Annotated in this window: 18 protein-coding genes; 12 read left to right on the top strand and 6 right to left on the bottom strand. The window is 72.0% G+C overall.

Annotation, left to right across the window (positions count from 1 at the left end; genetic code table 11):
* Positions 1 to 21: 21 nt before the first annotated feature.
* The 3 genes from M6G08_RS32455 to M6G08_RS32445 all read right to left on the bottom strand — a co-directional run bounded on the left by M6G08_RS32455 (position 22) and on the right by M6G08_RS32445 (position 2,809).
* Positions 22 to 1,404: a ferredoxin reductase family protein gene (locus tag M6G08_RS32455; RefSeq protein WP_272590704.1), complete on the bottom strand. Its 1,383-nt coding sequence runs from the start codon at positions 1,402 to 1,404 to the stop codon at positions 22 to 24.
* A gap of 97 nt (positions 1,405 to 1,501) precedes the next feature.
* The gene (locus M6G08_RS32450; protein ID WP_272590703.1) at positions 1,502 to 2,218 is read right to left on the bottom strand and encodes a L,D-transpeptidase family protein; all 717 of its coding nucleotides are present in this window, start codon (positions 2,216 to 2,218) and stop codon (positions 1,502 to 1,504) included.
* Positions 2,219 to 2,221: 3 nt separating this feature from the next.
* Positions 2,222 to 2,809 carry a pyridoxamine 5'-phosphate oxidase family protein gene (locus tag M6G08_RS32445; protein WP_272590702.1) on the bottom strand — a complete coding sequence of 196 codons (588 nt, stop codon included), beginning with the start codon at positions 2,807 to 2,809 and terminating at the stop codon, positions 2,222 to 2,224.
* A gap of 119 nt (positions 2,810 to 2,928) precedes the next feature.
* Here M6G08_RS32445 and argH point away from each other — a divergent pair, with 119 nt between their 5' ends.
* From argH to M6G08_RS32425, 4 genes are all read left to right on the top strand, one after another.
* Positions 2,929 to 4,356: an argininosuccinate lyase gene (gene argH / locus M6G08_RS32440; protein ID WP_272590701.1), complete on the top strand. Its 1,428-nt coding sequence runs from the start codon at positions 2,929 to 2,931 to the stop codon at positions 4,354 to 4,356.
* 90 nt (positions 4,357 to 4,446) lie between these two features.
* Positions 4,447 to 5,418, top strand: a complete 972-nt coding sequence (locus M6G08_RS32435; protein ID WP_272590700.1) for an aldo/keto reductase — start codon at positions 4,447 to 4,449, stop codon at positions 5,416 to 5,418.
* 90 nt (positions 5,419 to 5,508) lie between these two features.
* The gene (locus M6G08_RS32430) at positions 5,509 to 6,054 is read left to right on the top strand and encodes a TetR/AcrR family transcriptional regulator (protein WP_272590699.1); all 546 of its coding nucleotides are present in this window, start codon (positions 5,509 to 5,511) and stop codon (positions 6,052 to 6,054) included.
* Positions 6,055 to 6,057: 3 nt separating this feature from the next.
* Positions 6,058 to 7,590, top strand: a complete 1,533-nt coding sequence (locus M6G08_RS32425) for an MFS transporter (protein ID WP_272590698.1) — start codon at positions 6,058 to 6,060, stop codon at positions 7,588 to 7,590.
* A gap of 97 nt (positions 7,591 to 7,687) precedes the next feature.
* Here the strand turns inward: M6G08_RS32425 and M6G08_RS32420 are convergent, their stop codons facing one another.
* Positions 7,688 to 8,359 carry a lysophospholipid acyltransferase family protein gene (locus tag M6G08_RS32420; RefSeq protein ID WP_019325153.1) on the bottom strand — a complete coding sequence of 224 codons (672 nt, stop codon included), beginning with the start codon at positions 8,357 to 8,359 and terminating at the stop codon, positions 7,688 to 7,690.
* Positions 8,360 to 8,762: 403 nt separating this feature from the next.
* On the opposite strand from M6G08_RS32420, the gene M6G08_RS32415 reads away from it, so the two are divergent.
* From M6G08_RS32415 to M6G08_RS32405, 3 genes are all read left to right on the top strand, one after another.
* Entirely contained in the window at positions 8,763 to 9,938 is a 1,176-nt protein-coding gene (locus M6G08_RS32415; protein ID WP_272590697.1) for a glycerophosphodiester phosphodiesterase, read from the top strand.
* A 119-nt stretch (positions 9,939 to 10,057) separates the two neighbouring features.
* Positions 10,058 to 10,564, top strand: a complete 507-nt coding sequence (locus M6G08_RS32410) for a sigma-70 family RNA polymerase sigma factor (RefSeq protein WP_272590696.1) — start codon at positions 10,058 to 10,060, stop codon at positions 10,562 to 10,564.
* A gap of 45 nt (positions 10,565 to 10,609) precedes the next feature.
* Entirely contained in the window at positions 10,610 to 11,107 is a 498-nt protein-coding gene (locus M6G08_RS32405; protein ID WP_272590695.1) for a GNAT family N-acetyltransferase, read from the top strand.
* Positions 11,108 to 11,115: 8 nt separating this feature from the next.
* Here M6G08_RS32405 and M6G08_RS32400 read toward each other — a convergent pair whose 3' ends face one another.
* Positions 11,116 to 11,532 (bottom strand): hypothetical protein, encoded by a 417-nt coding sequence (locus M6G08_RS32400; protein ID WP_272590694.1) that lies wholly within the window; start codon positions 11,530 to 11,532, stop codon positions 11,116 to 11,118.
* A gap of 1 nt (position 11,533) precedes the next feature.
* Positions 11,534 to 11,893 (bottom strand): hypothetical protein, encoded by a 360-nt coding sequence (locus M6G08_RS32395; RefSeq protein ID WP_272590692.1) that lies wholly within the window; start codon positions 11,891 to 11,893, stop codon positions 11,534 to 11,536.
* A 604-nt stretch (positions 11,894 to 12,497) separates the two neighbouring features.
* On the opposite strand from M6G08_RS32395, the gene M6G08_RS32390 reads away from it, so the two are divergent.
* The 5 genes from M6G08_RS32390 (at position 12,498) to cbiE (ending at position 17,321) form a co-directional block, all read left to right on the top strand.
* Positions 12,498 to 13,568, top strand: a complete 1,071-nt coding sequence (locus M6G08_RS32390; RefSeq protein WP_272590691.1) for a methionine ABC transporter ATP-binding protein — start codon at positions 12,498 to 12,500, stop codon at positions 13,566 to 13,568.
* A complete protein-coding gene (locus M6G08_RS32385; RefSeq protein ID WP_272590690.1) occupies positions 13,565 to 14,302 on the top strand; it encodes a methionine ABC transporter permease in 738 nt (245 codons plus the stop codon). Before M6G08_RS32390 ends, M6G08_RS32385 begins: the two co-directional genes overlap by 4 nt.
* Positions 14,303 to 14,373: 71 nt before the next feature.
* Positions 14,374 to 15,201 (top strand): MetQ/NlpA family ABC transporter substrate-binding protein, encoded by an 828-nt coding sequence (locus tag M6G08_RS32380; protein WP_272590689.1) that lies wholly within the window; start codon positions 14,374 to 14,376, stop codon positions 15,199 to 15,201.
* 128 nt (positions 15,202 to 15,329) lie between these two features.
* Positions 15,330 to 15,968 carry a GNAT family N-acetyltransferase gene (locus M6G08_RS32375; protein ID WP_272590688.1) on the top strand — a complete coding sequence of 213 codons (639 nt, stop codon included), beginning with the start codon at positions 15,330 to 15,332 and terminating at the stop codon, positions 15,966 to 15,968.
* Between the two features lie 132 nt (positions 15,969 to 16,100).
* Complete coding sequence (cbiE, locus tag M6G08_RS32370) at positions 16,101 to 17,321, top strand: precorrin-6y C5,15-methyltransferase (decarboxylating) subunit CbiE (RefSeq protein ID WP_272590687.1); 1,221 nt, start codon at positions 16,101 to 16,103, stop codon at positions 17,319 to 17,321.
* The last annotated feature ends 335 nt before the right edge of the window (positions 17,322 to 17,656 follow it).

Genomic DNA, 17,656 nt, shown 5'->3' with positions numbered 1-17,656 from the left:
TGGACTCCTGATGTCCGTCGCTCACATCTCGAACGACTCGTGATGGATACGGCGGGCGGGGACCCCCGCGCCGCGCAGTGCCTCGTACACCGACTGGGCGAAGCCGGGCGGCCCGCACAGGAAGACGTCGTGACGCTCGACGTCCGGGATCTTGCGGCTCAGGGTCTCCGCGGAGATGTCCGGGCGCTCCCCGTCCGGGCTGTTCACCGCGTACATCAGCCGGGCCCCGCGCTCGTCGGCGATCCCGGCGAGCTCGTCCCACAGGGCCAGGTCCTGGGTGCTGTTGGCCCGGTAGAGCAGCGTGATGTCGCCGGACGCGCCGGGCAGCGTCTCGAAGAGCGCCCGCATCGGCGTGATGCCGACCCCGCCCGCCACCAGCAGTACCTTGCCGCGGCTGCGGCGCTGGGCGGTCAGCGCGCCGTACGGCCCCTCCGCCCACACCCGGGTGCCGGGCTCCAGCTCGCGCAGCCGGGCGCTGTGGTCGCCGATCGCCTTCACGGTGATCCGCAGCATGTCCGGGCGCGGCGCCGCCGACAGCGAGTACGGGTGGGAGCTGAACCGCATCCCGGGCGCCAGGAACCGCCAGCGGAAGAACTGCCCGGCCTCCGCGCCCATCCGGTGCAGCCGGCGCCCGCCGATCAGCACCGACACGATGCCGGGCGTCTCCTCGATCACCGCCTCGACCCGCAGCCGGTGCCGCAGGTTGAGGCGCAGGGGGGTCAGGATCCGGTACCAGAGGACGAGCGCGGTCACCGTCCCGTACAGCGCGTACCAGACGGTCCTGGCGAACGGCTCGACGGCGAAGTCGTTGCCGGTGGTCAGCTGGTGCCAGAAGGTCAGGAACACCGCCGCGTAGGTGAGCAGGTGCACGTGGTACCAGGCGTCGTACGGGATGCGGCGGCGCACCGGGCCGGCGGACAGCAGGCCGATGAGGACCAGCAGGCCGGTGCCGACGGCGGCCTTGCCCATGTCCGGCAGCTGGTTCACCGAGTCGACCGTCTGCTGGACGACGCCGCCCAGGCCCTTGCCCGCCTGGGCGGCGTAGCCCCACATGATCAGGAAGACGTGGGCGAGGACCAGACAGAGGGTGTAGCGGCCGGTCATGGCGTGCCAGCGGGCGACCCGGTCCGAGCCCACCCGCCGTTCCAGGGCGGGCACGCGCGCCATCTGGAGCACGACCAGCGCCATCAGGTACCCGGCGAGCAGTCCGGTGATCCGGCCCGCGTTCAGGATCATGTCGGTCCGGTCGGAGATGGCGGGCGTGTTGCGCCACCACAGCCACAACACGCCCGCCGCGCCCGCCCATACGGCGAGCAGCAGGGGGACGGCGGGGGAGCGGCGCGGGCGGATGCGCCGCATCGTCTGACGGCGGGCGGCACGGCCGCCGGCGAGCGTGGTGGTCACGGTTCCTCCGTGGGACTCGGCCCTTGGCCCACAGATACGCGCCGGGCCGGCCGAGCGTTCAGCGTCCGCCGGTCCCGTCGCCGCCGTTCGGCACCGCTCAGTACCGCGTGATCGCCGTGGCCCCGTCCCGGGTGCCGATGGCGATGTGCGGCCGCTGGTCCGGCTCGGCCCACCGCAGGATCCGCCGCATCGCCTCGCGCGGCACCGACACGCAGCCCGCCGTCGCCCCGCGCCCGTCGACGTGCAGGAAGATGCCCGCGCCGCGGCCGCGCACCGGGCGGTGGTAGTTGAAGCCGACGACCAGGGCGTGCGCGTACTGCGCCGTGTAGGTGATCAGGTGCTCGGCCTCGGTGGCGCGGCAGTCGGCGGGGCGGGGCTCGGTCCAGCGGTTGTAGGCGCGGGAGGCGTTGTCCTGGCACCACCAGGAGTCCTGGCGCACCGGGCGGTACCGGTACTCCGTCCCGCGCGGCGCGGGCTCGATGCCGAAGGCGTACGGGAGGTCGTACAGACCGGTCGGGGTGGTGCTCGTGCCCTGCTCGCGCGTCGCCCCGTCGGTGAGACCGCCCGCACCGAAGCGGGCGGGTGCCGAACCGGCCGCCACCCACCGGCCGTCCGTGCCGCCCCTGCGGTCCCACCAGGTGACCCGGCCCTCGGTCGAACCGGTGCCGGGCGCCACGGCGGTGATCAGCTGGGTACCGCCGCCGGTGTCCGCCATGCGCGCCGGCAGGGGCCGTGGACCGGACCCGTCGGGGGGCGCGGCACCGAGCACGAGGAGGGTGGCGGACAGGAGGACGGCGACGACACCGGGGCGCATGGCTCAGACGCTAGACGGGGGCAGCGGCAACGGCAGCCCGGGAAGGCCGTCCATGCTCGTCGCGATGTGCTCCTTCTTGGTGAAGTACGCGCTGAGCGAGGCGTCGTCCTCGCGTGCGAAACGCTTGCCGTGCAGATCCCGGTCCGACTCGTACGCCATGAAGGGGACGCCGTAGCCGCAGGTGTCCCGGACCAGTTCGGCGGTCACGACGATGACGGCGCGCAGCCCGTGCTCACTCGGGTCGATGTCCGGGAAGTGGGTGAGCAGTTCCGGGAAGCGGGGGTCGTCGCGGAAGACCGGTTCGCCGCGGCCGTGCACCCGGACGATGTTCGGCGGCCCCTGGAAGGCGCACCACATCAGGGTGATCCGTCCGTTCTCGCGCAGGTGGGCGATGGTCTCGGCGTTGGAGCCGGCGAAGTCGAGGTAGGCCACGGTGAGTTCGTCGAGCACGGCGAAGCTGCCCGTGAGGCCCTTGGGGGAGAGGTTGACCGTGCCGTCGCCGGCCAGCGGCGCGGTGGCGGTGAAGAAGACGGGCTGTGCCTCTATGAAGGTGCGGAGTCTGCCGTCGATGCGTTCGTAAGTCTTTCCCATGTCTAACGATTATGAGGGCGCGGGACGCGGTCCGTGTCACCTACCTGCGAAATTGACGAACCATGCAGAGTTCTGCATACTCATGCATGACACTGACCGTACGGTGAGGAGCGACCCAAGTGAGCAGCAACAGCGGTGACGTCCGGCTCTGGGGCGGCCGTTTCGCCGACGGTCCCGCCGAGGCGCTGGCGAAGCTGTCCGCGTCCGTCCACTTCGACTGGCGGCTCGCGCCCTACGACATCGCCGGCTCGCGTGCCCACGCGCGCGTGCTGCACAAGGCGGGGCTGCTCACCGAGGACGAGCTGACCCGGATGATCGCCGGGCTCGACCGGCTGGAGTCCGACGTCGCCGACGGGTCCTTCACCGGGACCATCGCCGACGAGGACGTCCACACCGCCCTGGAGCGCGGGCTGCTGGAGCGGCTCGGCCCCGACCTCGGCGGCAAGCTGCGTGCCGGCCGGTCCCGCAACGACCAGGTGGCCACCCTCTTCCGCATGTACCTGCGGGACCACGCCCGCACCGTCGGCGGCCTGATCGCGGACCTCCAGGACGCCCTGATCGGCCTCGCCGAGGCCCACCCGGACGTGGCGATGCCCGGCCGCACCCACCTCCAGCACGCCCAGCCGGTGCTCTTCGCCCACCACGTCCTCGCCCACGCCCAGGCGCTCGGCCGGGACGCGGAGCGGCTGCGGCAGTGGGACGAGCGCACGGCCGTGTCGCCGTACGGCTCGGGGGCGCTCGCGGGCAGCAGCCTCGGCCTGGACCCGCAGGCCGTCGCCCAGGACCTGGGCTTCGAGCACGGCAGCGCGGGCAACTCCATCGACGGCACGGCCTCCCGCGACTTCGTCGCCGAGTTCGCCTTCATCACCGCGATGATCGGCGTCAACGTCTCCCGGATCGCCGAGGAGATCATCATCTGGAACACGAAGGAGTTCTCCTTCGTCACGCTGCACGACGCGTTCTCCACCGGCTCGTCGATCATGCCGCAGAAGAAGAACCCGGACATCGCCGAGCTGGCCCGCGGCAAGTCCGGCCGCCTCATCGGCAACCTCACCGGCCTGATGGCCACCCTCAAGGCCCTCCCCCTCGCGTACAACCGCGACCTCCAGGAGGACAAGGAGCCGGTCTTCGACTCCATCGACCAGCTGGAGATCCTGCTCCCGGCCTTCACCGGCATGATGGCCACCCTCACCGTGCACCGCGAACGGATGGCGGAGCTGGCCCCGGCCGGCTTCTCGCTCGCCACCGACATCGCCGAGTGGCTGGTGCGGCAGGGCGTGCCGTTCCGCGTCGCGCACGAGGTGGCCGGCGAGTGCGTGAAGGTCGCCGAGGCCGAGGACAAGGAGCTGGACGAGCTCACCGACGAGCAGTTCGCCAAGATCTCCGAACACCTCACCCCGGAGGTCCGGGGCGTCCTCAACGTGCCCGGCGCCCTCGCCTCCCGCGACGGACGCGGCGGTACGGCGCCCAGCGCGGTCGCCGTCCAGCTCGCCGAGGTGAAGGCGGACGTGGCGGCCCAGCACGCGTGGGCGGACGCCAAGAAGTAGCAGCCGGTGTGCGCGAAGGGCATCGCGGTTACGTTGGTCAACAGCTCAGCAGCTTCCACAGCCTCAGCAGCCGACCGAACGGAGCCCGCGATGCCCTTCGCCCGCCTGGCCGCGGCGACCACCCCCACCTGCCACATCGGACTGGGTCTCGCCGCCGTCGGCCGCCCCGGCTACATCAACCTCGGCCGCGACCGGGACCTGCCGGCCGACCGCACCGTCGAGGCGATGCGCGAGCGCACCCACGACCTCCTCGACGCCGCCTACGCCCAGGGTGTCCGCTACTTCGACGCCGCCCGCTCCTACGGCCGCTCGGAGGAGTTCCTGGCCGGCTGGCTGAGGGACCGCCCCGACATCGACGACGTCGTCGTCGGCAGCAAGTGGGGCTACACCTACACGGCCGACTGGTCCGCCGACGCCGACCGGCACGAGGTCAAGGACCACGGCGCCGCCACGTACGAGCGTCAGCGCGCCGAGACCGACGCCCTGCTCGGGGACCGGCTCGACCTCTACCAGATCCACTCGCTCACCCCCGACAGCCCGGCCCTCACCGACAAGGACCTGCACGCGAAGCTGGCCGAGGCCGCCGCGCGGGGCGTCACCGTCGGGTTCTCCACCAGCGGTCCCGCCCAGGCCGACGCCATCCGCTCGGCGCTCGCCGTGACCGTCGACGGCGAACCCCTCTTCCGCACCGTGCAGTCGACGTACAACATCCTCGAGACCTCCGCCGGGCCCGCGCTCGCCGAGGCGCACGACGCGGGGCTCACCGTGATCGTCAAGGAGGGCATGGCCAACGGCCGTCTCGCGGAGCCGCACGCGCCCCACGCACTGAAGGCCGTGGCCGAGGAGACGACCCTGGGCTGCGACGCGGTCGCCCTCGCGCTGGTCCTGCGCCGGCCCTGGGCCGGCGTCGTCCTCTCCGGTGCCGCGACGGTCAACCAGCTCGGCTCCAACCTGCACGCCGCCGTGGTCGACCTCGACGACGACCAGGTGGCCCGACTCGACGCGCTCGTCGAGGACCCGCGAGCCTACTGGGAGCGGCGCGGGCAGCTGCCCTGGCACTGAGCCCTCTCCGACCGTGTGACTGACCCTGAGAGGTGAGTCACGCATGCCTAACATGAGACATGAATGTCTCATGTGGGTTATCGTTGTCTCATGGCCGTCGATCGTGAACAGGTACTGCGCAGCGCCGCGGCCCTGCTGACCCGGAAATCCACCGCGACCATGGACGAGGTCGCGCGGGCCGCCGGGCTCAGCCGGGCCACGCTGCACCGGCACTTCGCCGGACGCGACGCCCTCGTCCGGGCGCTGGAGGAACTCGGCATCGCCGAGTGCGAGGCGGCCCTGGAAGCGGCCCGTCCGGCCGACGGGCCGGCGGCCGACGCGGTGCGCCGGCTCGTGCGCGGGATCGAGCCCTCCGCCGCTCTGCTCGCCTTCCTCTACACCGAGAACCAGCTGTTCGAGGGCGAGGAGCAGAACGAGGGCTGGGCGCGCATCGACGCCCGGCTCACCGACCTGTTCCGCCGGGGCCAGGAGAGCGGTGAGTTCCGCATCGACCTCACCCCGGCCTGGCTCACCGAGGCCCTGTACGGCCTGCTGGGCGCCGCCGCCTGGGCGGTGGCCGAGGGCCGCGTGGCCCGCAACGACTTCAACCACATGATCGTCGAGCTGCTGCTCGGCGGCGCACTTCGGAGAGAGTGAACCATGACCCGCACCTCGCAGTCGGCGCGGACGACCGAGGCGGTGAAGCGCCCCGGCCGCTGGCTGGCGCTGTCCGTCCTCGTGCTGGCCGTACTGCTGGTGGCCGTCGACGCGACCGTACTCGGTCTCGCGACCCCCTACATCAGTGAGGACCTCGCCCCCTCCAGCACCCAGCTGCTGTGGATCGGCGACGTCTACTCCTTCGTCATCGCCGGTCTGCTGGTCTCCATGGGCAGCCTCGGCGACCGGATCGGCCGCAAGCGGATCCTGCTCATCGGCGCCACGGCGTTCGGCCTGATCTCCGTCCTCAACGCCTACGCGCACACCCCCGAGCTGATGATCGTCGCCCGGGCCCTGCTCGGCGTCGCGGGCGCCACCCTGATGCCCGCCACCCTCGCGCTGATCCGCAACCTCTTCCACGACCCGCGCGAGCGCTCTCTCGCCGTCGGCATCTGGGGCGCCGCGGCCTCGGCGGGCGCGGCGGTCGGTCCGGTCGTCGGAGGCTTCCTGCTGGAGCACTTCTGGTGGGGCTCGGTCTTCCTGATCAACCTGCCCGTCATGGCCGTCCTCGTCCTCGTCGGCGTCAAGCTGCTGCCGGAGTCGCGCAATCCGAACCCCGGCCCGTGGGACCTGCTCAGCGTCGTCCTCTCCCTCGTCGGCATGGTCGGTGTCGTGTACGCCGTCAAGGAGTCCGCCGCGCACGGGTTCGCGTGGGCCACGCTCACCGCGGGCCTGCTGGGCGCCGCCGCGCTCTACGGCTTCGTCCGCCGTCAGCTGACCATGCCGACCCCGCTGCTCGACATGCGGCTGTTCCGCAGCCGCGGCTTCAGCGGCGCGGTCCTGGCCGACCTGCTGACCATCCTCGGCCTGTCCGGGCTGGTGTTCTTCCTCTCCCAGTACCTGCAACTCGTCCAGGGCAGGCGCCCCTTCGAGGCGGGCCTGGCCGAACTGCCCGCCGCGATCGGCGCGGTGGTGGCGGGTCTGCTCGCCGGTCGCGCGGCCCGCCGCTTCTCGGTCCGCGCGGTCGTCTCCGGCGGACTGGCCGCCGTCGGCCTGGCGCTGGCCGCGCTGACCGTCATCGGCCAGCACACCGGGTACCCGCTGCTCGGTGCCGCCCTGCTGGTGGTCGGCGTCGGCGCCGGACTCTCCTTCACCGTCACCGCCGACGTGATCCTCTCCAGCGTGCCCAAGGAGCAGGCGGGCGCGGCCTCCGCGGTCTCCGAGACGGCCTACGAACTCGGCGCCGCTCTCGGCATCGCCGTGCTCGGCTCCATCGTGACCGGCGTCTACCGCGACTTCACCGGCCCGGCCGGCACCCCGGCCGCGGCCCACGAGTCACTGGGCGGCGCGGTGGAGGTCGCCGCCCATCTGCCGGCCCCGTCGGCCGGGGCGCTGCTGGACGCCGCCCGTCAGGCCTTCGTCGACGGCCTGACGCTCGCGGCGGGCGTCGGCGCGGCGGTGCTGCTGGCCGCCGCGGGAGCCGCCTGGTTCCTGCTGCGGGGCCAGCGCCTGGAGGACGGGGTGGAACACCCGTAACCGTACGGCGGGCCTCAGGGCCGCACACACGACGGCGGGCCGCTCACCGAGCGACCCGCCGTCCACGTGTCTGTGCGTCCCTCGTGCGTCGGAGGCCCTACGCCGCCTTCGCCTTGCTCGCGTACATGTCCACGTACTCCTGGCCGGACAGCCGCATGACCTCGGTCATCACGGAGTCCGTCACGGCCCGCAGGACGTAGCGGTCGCGGTCCATGCCCTCGTAGCGGGAGAACTCCATCGCCTCGCCGAAGCGGACGGTCACCTTGCCCGGCCGGGGCAGGCCGGCGCCGCCCGGCTGGAGCTTGTCGGTGCCGATCATGGCGAACGGGACGACGGGGGCCCCGGTCATCAGGGTCAGCCGCGCGATGCCGGTGCGGCCCCGGTAGAGGCGGCCGTCGGGGGAGCGGGTGCCCTCCGGGTAGATGCCGAAGATCCTGCCCTCCTCCAGCACCCGGCGGCCGGTCATCAGCGCCGCGACCCCGCCCCGGCCGCCGTCCCGGTCGACCGGGATCATGCCGACGCCGGTGAAGAACCAGGCCATCAGCCGGCCCTTGAGGCCCTTGCCGGTGACGTACTCGTCCTTGCCGATGAAGACGACCTGCCGGTCGCAGACCAGCGGCAGGATCATCGAGTCGATGAAGGTGAGGTGGTTGCCGGCCAGGATCACCGGGCCGTCGCCCGGGATGTTCTCCACGCCTTCCACCCGTGGGCGGAACATCAGGCGCATGATCGGACCGAGCACTGCCTTGATGAGCGCGAAGCGGGACAACGGGTCCTCCGGTGTCGGGGATGCGGTATGAGTCTGTGCAGGTGAGGACATTACTCGCGGCGCGGGGGGTCGCGCACGTCGGGTCACCCGGACCTTACGCGGTGTTGACATGCGTTCACCTGCGGTGCAGGCGTGTTTCGCGGAGGTGACGGCGGCCCGGGACGTGAGCCGGCTCGCGTCCACGGGACCGGTGAGGCACCGCCACGGCGAGACCCGTGCCACCGACCGCGTACCCCGGCCCGTCGCTCCGAAGCCGACGGCCCGTCACCCCTCGCGCCCCACCGGCCACTCCACGCCCGTACGACATCCCGACGCACCCGCGTGTTTCCACCGCGGTCTCCCACTCGTCATGTACGCGCCCCTACGATCGGCCCGCACCGACGGTCAACGACAGGAGGCCCTGATGGGAACGCAGGAGTCGGACGAGCAGACGGGCGGCACCGGACGGCGGGCGCTCCTCGGGGCGGCGGTGCTCGGCGCGGGCGGAGCCGTACTCGGCCTGTCCGGCACGGCGAGAGCCGCCGACGCCCGGCACGGCGGCGGACGCGGCGGGGGCGTGAAGAGCCTGCCCGTCCCGACGGTCATCGGCCACCGCGGCGCCAGCGGCTACCGCCCCGAGCACACCTTCGGCGCCTACGAACTCGCCCTCGACATGGGCGCCGACATCGTCGAGGCCGGCGACCTGGTCCCCACCAGGGACGGTCATCTGGTCTGCCGGCACGAGCCGGAGATCGGCGGCACCACGGACGTCGCCGACCACCCCGAGTTCGCCGACCGCAAGCGCACCAAGTCGCTCGACGGCGTCTCCGTCACCGGCTGGTTCACCGAGGACTTCACACTCGCCGAGCTGAAGACCCTCCGCGCCACCGAGCGCATCCCGGCCAACCGCCCGCACAACACCCTCTACGACGGCCGCTGGGAGATCCCCACCTTCGAAGAGGTACTGCGCTGGCAGAACGAGCAGACCCGCAAGCGCGGCAAGCAGGTCTGGATCTACCCCGAACTCAAGCACCCCACCTACTTCCGCAAGCTGGGTCTCGGTACGGAGGAGCGCCTGGCGCGGCTGCTGCGCAAGTACGGCAAGGACCGGAAGAACTCGCCCGTCATCATCCAGTCCTTCGAACCCACCAGCATCCAGCGGATGAACAGGCTCGTCGGCAACCCGCTGGCCGTCCTGCTCTCCGGTGCCAGGAGCCGCCCCTGGGACTTCGTGGAGAGCGGCGACCCGCGCACCACCGCCGACCTCATCACGCCCGAGGGCCTGAGGGAGATCGCCTCCTACGCCCAGGGCATCGGCCCGACCCTGGACCTGATCATCCCCAAGGACTCCGCCGGGCGGCTCACCGAGCCGACCACCCTGGTCCGCGACGCGCACCGCGCGGGCCTGATCCTGCACCCGTACACGATGCGCAACGAGAACCCCTTCCTGCCCGCCGACTTCCGCAGGGGCAGCGACCCCGACGCCTACGGCGACGTGTTCGGCGCGTTCCGCGCCTACTTCGCCACCGGCATCGACGGAGTCTTCACCGACCACCCCGACACCGGCGTACTGGCCCGCGAGGACTTCCTCGACGACTGACCGGTCGACGGCGGGCCCGTCGACCGCGGGCCCGTCAACAACTGAGGGTCCGACCCCGGTCCGGGTGACCTTCGGCCGCCCGGGCAACCCACCGCCCGGGCGGCCGCGTCGATCCGCATATGACACCCGACCTGGTCGCCGCCCTGCACCCTCTGCTCACCGCCGAGGCCGCGGCCGAGGCATATGCGTCCGGAGCCGAGCCCGGCGACCTGGAACAGGCCGTCTGGCTGCGCCTCCTCGAGCGGCTGGCGGCCGAGGGGCCGCCCCGCGACCCCCACGAGTGGCTGCGCGGCGCCGTCCGCACCGAGGCCCGCCGCACCCGCCGGACCGGTCGCGACGAGCGGCCGTACGACACCGAACCCGCCGACGCCGCCGAGGACGAGCCGGAACAGCTCGTCCTCGCCGCCGACCGCCGCCGGGCCTTGCGCGACGCCGTGCGCCGGCTGCCCGGCCGCTGCCCCCGGCTGATCGAGGCCCTGCTGTCGCCGAAAGACCTCACATACCGGGAGATCGCGGGGGAGTTGGGTATCTCACAGGGCAGTCTAGGCCCGGAACGTTCCCGATGTCTGGGATGTCTGCGGCGACTGCTGGCGCCGGAGGTTGCGGTCCGCCGACGACGGGGATAGGAGTGGGGGACCACAGCGGATCAGGTGAGCGGGAGGCATGCACACATGGGCATGAGCGTGACCATCTCGGCGGCGACCGAGCAGGATGCCGAGCAGATCTTCCGGCTGCAGTACCTCTGCTTCCAGAGCGAGGCGGCGCTGTACGGCAACTACCGCATCGACCCGCTCGTCCAGACCCTCGACTCGGTGCGCGAGGAGGTCGCCGGTGACTGCGTCTTCGTCGCGCGGCTCGGCGACGAGGTCGTCGGTTCGGTGCGCGGGCGGGTGGCCGGGGACGGGGCCGCGTCCATCGGCAAGCTCTGCGTCCACCCCCGCCTCCAGGGGCACGGCATCGGCGCCCGGCTGCTGCGCGCGGCGGAGTCGGCGCTCGCCGGGGAGCGCGGCGCCAAGCGCTTCCGCCTGCACACCGGCCACCGCAGCGACAGCAACCTGCGGCTCTACCGGCGAGTCGGCTACGAGACGGTCGGGACGGCACAGGGCGCCGACGGCGTGCCCATGATCGTCCTGGAGAAGGCCGCCGGGGAGTACGCCGCCACGGCCTGAGCGCACCCCTACTCGGTGCGGGCCCGGCGCAGCCAGTACAGGGCCGACAGCGGCAGCAGGACCGGGATGAAGAGGTAGCCCATCCCGAAGTCCGACCACACGGTCGCGTCGGGGAAGGCGGACGGTTCCGCCAGGGTCCAGGTGCCGACCGCGAGGACGCCCACCAGCTCGGCGGCGCAGCACACCAGCGCCGCCTTGCGGGCCGTCTCGCCGCCGCGCACCAGGGTGTAGGTGATGAAGCCGTAGACGATGCCCGCGAGCGCCGAGAGCGTGTAGGCGAGCGGCGCCCGGTCGAACTCGGTCGCGATCTGGTACGCCGAGCGCGACACCGCGCCGACGACCATCACCCCGTACAGCCACACCAGCAGGATGCCCGGGCCGCTGATCAGTCGCTCGCGGTCCGGCCGCTGCTCCGTCGCCGCCATCTCAGCCTCCCCAGATGTCGAAGAGCCGCACTTCGAGGACGGCGAGGACGACGCCGCCGGCGGCGACCGTCACCGAACCCCAGCGGGTGCGCTCGGCCAGCGACATGAAGCCCGCCGCCGGTACACAGGCGAAGGCGCCCAGCAGGTACGCCACGAAGATCGTGGTGCCCTGCTCCGGCTTCTCGCCCCGCGCCAGCAGCACGATCCCCGCGATCAGCTGGATCAGTGCCAGCGCCGAGACCACGGCCATGCCGATGAAGTGCCAGTCCTTCGTCGGCTGGTCACGGTAGGCCGCCCAGCCGCACCAGGCGGCGAGCAGCAGCGCGGCGACCCCGGTCACCAGCGTCAGGACGTCAAGCATGGCAGCGACCCTATTACGCCCCAAAAGCCCCGCCGTCCCCGGCCCCGCCCCCACCGGGCCACCGTGGCGTTGACCACAGCCCGCACGTCCGCCGGACGCGCCCGCGGGCTGTGGCCGGGACGGGGTGACGGCCTCGTCGGCACTGGTCACCGGAGCCCGGGCCGGGGCCTCCGCCCCTGGCCGCCGTCGCGCCGGTGTCCGGTCACCGCCCACGGCTGTCCAGCATCCGGACAGTCGTGGCCGGTCAGGACCGTATGTCTGCTTTACTGATCGCATGAGCACGACGAGCGACCGCACCCCTGCGACCGAGGCGACGATGACGCCCGGTGCTCGTTGTATGTGCCGAATGTGCGCCTTCTAGAGGGCCCCTGCACCACCTGAGCCTCGCGCCCCGAAGCGAGCGCCCGCCCGAGTCCGCCCATGCGCCCCGCGCCCGCGACCGGGCCACGCCCCGCGCACACGTTTCTCCCCGGTTCACCGCCACCGCGCATCGCCACCGCGAGAACCGTGCCGCGTTCCGAAGGTCCCCAGTACCCCGAAGAACAACGCCCCCGTGCCCGGCGCACACCAGAGCGCCGCGCACTCGACAGTGACGGAAACCCACGTGATCACCACATCGGGCCTGACCAAGGTCTACCGCTCCCGCGGCCGCGAGGTCACCGCCCTGGACGGCGTCGACCTGCACGTCCGCGAGGGCGAGGTGTACGGCGTCATCGGCCAGTCCGGCGCCGGCAAGTCCTCGCTCATCCGCTGCGTCAACCTCCTGGAGCGCCCCACCGCGGGCACGGTCACCGTCGCCGGCCAGGACCTCACCGCGCTGGCGGGCCGCGGTCCCCGCGCCGGCAGGGAGCTGCGTCAGGCGCGCAGCCGTATCGGCATGGTCTTCCAGCACTTCAACCTGCTCTCCTCCCGGACCGTGCAGGACAACGTCGAACTGCCGCTGGAGATCCTCGGCAAGACCGGGAAGGAACGTTCCCGCAAGGCGCTAGAACTGCTCGACCTGGTCGGTCTCGCCGACAAGGCGAGGGCGTACCCCGCCCAGCTCTCCGGCGGCCAGAAGCAGCGCGTCGGCATCGCCCGCGCCCTGGCCGGCGACCCCAAGGTGCTGCTCTCCGACGAGGCCACCAGCGCCCTCGACCCGGAGACCACCCGCTCCATCCTCCAGCTGCTGCGCGACCTCAACCGGCAGCTCGGACTGACCGTCCTGCTCATCACCCACGAGATGGACGTCGTCAAGAGCGTCTGCGACTCGGCCGCCCTCATGGAGAAGGGGCGCGTCGTCGAGTCCGGCACCGTGAGCGACCTGCTCGCGACGCCCGGCTCCGAACTGGCCGCCGCCCTCTTCCCGGTCGGCGGCGAGGCGTCCGGGGACGACCGCACCGTCCTCGACGTCACCTTCCACGGCGAGGCCGCCACCCAGCCGGTCATCTCCCAGCTGTCCCGCACCTACAACATCGACATATCGATCCTGGGTGCCGCCATCGACACCGTCGGCGGGCTCCAGGTCGGCCGCATGCGCATCGAACTGCCCGGCCGCTACGAGGACAACGTCGTGCCCGTCGGCTTCCTGCGCGAGCAGGGCCTCCAGATCGACGTGATCGACCAAGGCCCCGCCGAGGGCCCCGCCCAGGAACCCGCGCAGGGCTCCGTGCTGGTGAAGGAAGGTGCCAAGTGACCTGGTCCGAGATGCAGCCCCTGCTGGAGCAGGCCTGTCAGGAGACCCTGATCATGGTCGGCTGGTCGACCCTGATCGCGATCGTGGGCGGACTCCCGCTCGGCATCCTGCTCGTCCTCACCGACAAGGGCGGGCTGCTCCAGAACACCGTGGTGAACAAGGTCATCGGCCAGATCGTGAACATCGGCCGCTCACTGCCGTTCATCATCCTCATGGTCGCCCTCATGAGCTTCACCCGCTGGGTCACCGGCACCACCATCGGCAGCGAGGCCGCGATCGTGCCGCTCGCCATCGGCGGCATCCCGTTCTTCGCGCGGCTGGTCGAGACGGCCGTCCGCGAGGTCGACGGAGGTCTGGTCGAGGCCGTCCAGGCCATGGGCGGCAACACCTGGACCGTGGTCCGCAAGGTCCTGGTGCCCGAGGCGCTGCCCTCGCTGATCGCCTCCACCACGACCACGGTCATCGCCCTCATCGGCTACTCCGCCATGGCCGGCACCGTCGGCGGCGGCGGCCTCGGCGACCTCGCCGTCCGCTACGGCTACAACCGTTTCGAGTCCGGCCTGATGTGGGTGACCGTCGCGGTCCTCGCCGTCGCCATCTCGCTCATCCAGTTCGCCGGCGACGCCGCCGCCCGCGCCCTGCACCGCCGCGGCGGACGTTCCGCAGCCGCACCCCGGCTGCGGCTGCTCAGGGCCAAGGAGCCCGCCGCGGCCGACGTCGGCAAGGTCGCGTAGCGCACCCGGCCCCCAAGACTCCCCGCCGCACACAGGGCGGGGTCGCACCACCCGAAGGAAAGGCACTTTTCGTGCGTAACACCGCCAAGATCACCACCGCCGTCCTCGCCACCGGAGCCCTCACCCTCGGGCTGGCCGCCTGCGGCTCCGACAAGGACACCGCGACCGACACCTCCGGACCGCTGGTCGTCGCCGCCAGCCCCGTGCCGCACGCCGAGATCCTCGACTACGTCAAGGACAACCTGGCGCAGAAGGCGGGCCTCGAACTGGAGGTCAAGGAGGTCACCGACTACGTCACCCCGAACACCTCCACGGAGGACGGCTCGGTGGACGCCAACTTCTTCCAGACCACCCCGTACCTCGACGACTTCAACAAGAAGCGCGGCACCCACATCGTGTCCGTCGTCGACGTGCACCTGGAGCCCCTCGGCCTGTACTCCAACAAGGTCGACAAGGCCGCGGACCTGAAGAGCGGTGCGACCGTCGCCGTCCCCAACGACACCGTCAACGAAGGCCGCGCCCTGCAGCTGCTGGCCGCGAACGGGCTCATCACCCTCAAGGACGGCGTCGGCACCACGGCGACCCCGGCGGACATCACCGACAACCCGAAGAACCTCAAGTTCAAGGAGCTGGAGGCGGCCACCACGCCCCGCTCCCTGAACGACGTCGACGCCGCGGTGGTCAACGGCAACTACGCCATCGAGGCCGACCTCAAGCCGGCGGAGGACGCCCTCGTCCTGGAGTCCGCCAAGGACAACCCGAACAACAACCTCCTCGCCGTCAAGGAGGGCAACGAGAACGACCCGCGGGTGAAGAAGCTCGCGAAGCTCCTCACCTCGCCCGAGGTGAAGAAGTTCATCGAGGACAGGTACGACGGCGCCGTGCTGCCCTCGTTCTGATCCCCCTCCGCACCCGCCACGGGGTCCGCTCCGCCGGAGCGGACCCCGTGGTGCGGTCGCGTGCTCACATGCTGCATGCTGGGCAGCTCGAGCAGGCCCTGACGGTTACACAGGTTACGGAGCGGCGCATGACGAGCACCTTCCCCAACATCTCCATCAGCACGGAGCGGTTGGTGCTGCGTCCCCTCGACGAGGACGACGTCCCCGCCCTCACCGCCATGATGAACGACGAGCAGGTCGGCGCCTGGACCCACGTCCCGCAGCCCTTCACCGAGCGGCACGCCGGTACCTGGATCGGCGAGCACGCCCCCGCCGAACGCACGGCGGGCCGGGGACTCGACCTGGCCGTCACCGAGTTCCTCACCCAGCGGCTGGTCGGCGTCATCCAGCTCACCAGGACCAACTGGCACGTACGGTCCACCGAGCTGTCGTACATCGTCGCCCCCTGGGCCCGCGGCGAGGGTTACGCGTCCGAGGCGGCGCTCGCCACCGCCCAGTGGCTCTTCGGCGACCAGAAGTTCGAGCGCCTGGAACTGCGCACGGCCGCCGACAACACCGCCTCCCAGCAGGTCGCCCAGAAGATCGGCTGCATCAGCGAGGGCGTCCTGCGCAACGCCTGCATAGCCCGCGTCCGCACCGACGACGAGGTGTGGACGGACGTACGCACCGACTTCATCGTGTGGAGCCTGCTGCCGGAGGACCTCGAGGGCGCGTCCGGGCCGCTGACCGACGACGGCGGTTTCGGCACCTTCACCGACTGGAACTGATCCCCGGACCGGCGCAGCGGCGCACCGGCGCCGCCGACACCCCGCCCGGGGGCCGCACCGGGGTACCCTCACGGGGCACACCCGCGAACGGTTCCGCGACACGACCTGCAACACCCCTGGAGACTGACGACGATGGCCGACCGGGTCACGGTGATCGGCTGGGACGGTTCGCCGCTGACCGCCGCGGCACGCTCCGCTCTGGGCGCGGCCACCCTCGTGGCCGGTGCCGCACACCACCTGGCACTTCCCGAGGTACCCGCCGCCGCCGAACGCGTCCGCCTCGGCAGCGTCGCCCTCGCCGCCCGCCGCATCGCCGCCCACCGGGGCACCGCGGTCGTACTCGCCGACGGCGACCCCGGCTTCTTCGGCGTCGTACGCACCCTGCGGGCCCCCGAGTTCGGCCTCGAGGTCGAAGTCGTCCCGGCCGTCTCCTCCGTCGCCGCCGCCTTCGCCCGCGCCGGCATGCCCTGGGACGACGCCCATGTGGTCGTCGCCCACCCCCGCACCCTGCGACGCGCGGTGAACGTATGCCGGGCCCACACCAAGGTCGCCGTCCTCACCTCCCCCGGCGCCGGTCCCGCCGAACTCGGCCTGCTCATGGAGGGCGTCCACCGCACCTTCGTCATCTGCGAGGAGCTCGGCACGGCGCGCGAACAGGTCACCGTCGTCACCTCTGAGAAGGCCGCCGACCACACCTGGCGCGACCCGAACGTCGTCATCGTCGTCGGCGGGAGCACCGGCCCGGGGGCGACGGGCGACGGCGCCGGATGGATCGCCGGCCGCGGCCCCGCCGCCGGACCGCGCGGTTGGTCGCTGCCCGCCGAGGCGTACGGCGGTGACCTCGGCGAGGGCGAGACCGAACTGCTGCGCACGGCCCAACTCGCCCGGCTCGGACCCCGCCCCGGTGACCTCGTGTGGGACATCGGCTGCGGCGGCGGAGCCTTCGCCACCGAGGCCGCCCGCGCCGGCGCCGCCGTCATCGCCGTCGACCGGGATCCGGACGCCTGCGCCCGCACCGAGGCCACGGCCCGCCACTTCGGCGTCCAGCTCCAGATCGCGCACGGCACCGCCCCGCACGTCCTGGAAGACCTTCCCGAACCCGACGTCGTGCGCGTCGGCGGCGGGGGAGCGGCCGTGGTCTCAGCGGTCGCCGACCGCCGTCCGCAGCGCATCGTCGCGCACGCCGCGACCCGCGACGCGGCCGAACTCGTGGGCAGGGACCTGACGGAGCACGGCTACCGGGTCGAGTGCGCCCTGCTGCAGTCCGTGGGGCTCGACACCCGGGCCTGGACGGAGACGGAGCGGAGCGTTGCGTTCCTGCTCAGCGGGGTACTTCCGGACCGCGCCCCGTGATCGGCTAGTCGTACCGCGCGGGGTAGGCTGGCGGATTGTTGTACCGCGCTCGGACACCTGGCACTTCGCCGGTCAATGTCCGCAAAAACCGCCCTCTTACGGGCTGGGTGTGGTACGGCAAGAACCGGAGGACGCGCAACGTGGCGCAGTCCACAGCGGGCCGTCGCGGATCAAGCTGTCGTGACGGGGGAACGACCGCGACAATGCCACTCAATGGCTTTGTCGTCATTCTCGACGGGTCGTTCGTGCCGCTGGGCACGCACGCTCGTTCTCACTACGGGGCGGTCGGTGCGCCGTCCCGGGCGAGCTGGTCGTAGAAGCACTAACCGATGGGC

This window comes from Streptomyces sp. M92 (genome assembly GCF_028473745.1).
Taxonomy (GTDB): domain Bacteria; phylum Actinomycetota; class Actinomycetes; order Streptomycetales; family Streptomycetaceae; genus Streptomyces.
Note: the sequence above shows the minus strand (reverse complement) of the source record. Positions and strands in the feature narration are given on the sequence as shown.

Excerpts from the sequence above, each read along its gene's own strand:
- M6G08_RS32450 (WP_272590703.1), bottom strand. The coding sequence starts at position 2,218 with ATGCGCCCCGGTGTCGTCGCCGTCCTCCTGTCCGCCACCCTCCTCGTG.
- M6G08_RS32445 (WP_272590702.1), bottom strand. The coding sequence starts at position 2,809 with ATGGGAAAGACTTACGAACGCATCGACGGCAGACTCCGCACCTTCATA.
- M6G08_RS32435 (WP_272590700.1), top strand. The coding sequence starts at position 4,447 with ATGCCCTTCGCCCGCCTGGCCGCGGCGACCACCCCCACCTGCCACATC.
- M6G08_RS32430 (WP_272590699.1), top strand. The coding sequence starts at position 5,509 with ATGGCCGTCGATCGTGAACAGGTACTGCGCAGCGCCGCGGCCCTGCTG.
- M6G08_RS32425 (WP_272590698.1), top strand. The coding sequence starts at position 6,058 with ATGACCCGCACCTCGCAGTCGGCGCGGACGACCGAGGCGGTGAAGCGC.
- M6G08_RS32415 (WP_272590697.1), top strand. The coding sequence starts at position 8,763 with ATGGGAACGCAGGAGTCGGACGAGCAGACGGGCGGCACCGGACGGCGG.
- M6G08_RS32410 (WP_272590696.1), top strand. The coding sequence starts at position 10,058 with ATGACACCCGACCTGGTCGCCGCCCTGCACCCTCTGCTCACCGCCGAG.
- M6G08_RS32405 (WP_272590695.1), top strand. The coding sequence starts at position 10,610 with ATGGGCATGAGCGTGACCATCTCGGCGGCGACCGAGCAGGATGCCGAG.
- M6G08_RS32400 (WP_272590694.1), bottom strand. The coding sequence starts at position 11,532 with ATGGCGGCGACGGAGCAGCGGCCGGACCGCGAGCGACTGATCAGCGGC.
- M6G08_RS32395 (WP_272590692.1), bottom strand. The coding sequence starts at position 11,893 with ATGCTTGACGTCCTGACGCTGGTGACCGGGGTCGCCGCGCTGCTGCTC.
- M6G08_RS32375 (WP_272590688.1), top strand. The coding sequence starts at position 15,330 with ATGACGAGCACCTTCCCCAACATCTCCATCAGCACGGAGCGGTTGGTG.
- cbiE (WP_272590687.1), top strand. The coding sequence starts at position 16,101 with ATGGCCGACCGGGTCACGGTGATCGGCTGGGACGGTTCGCCGCTGACC.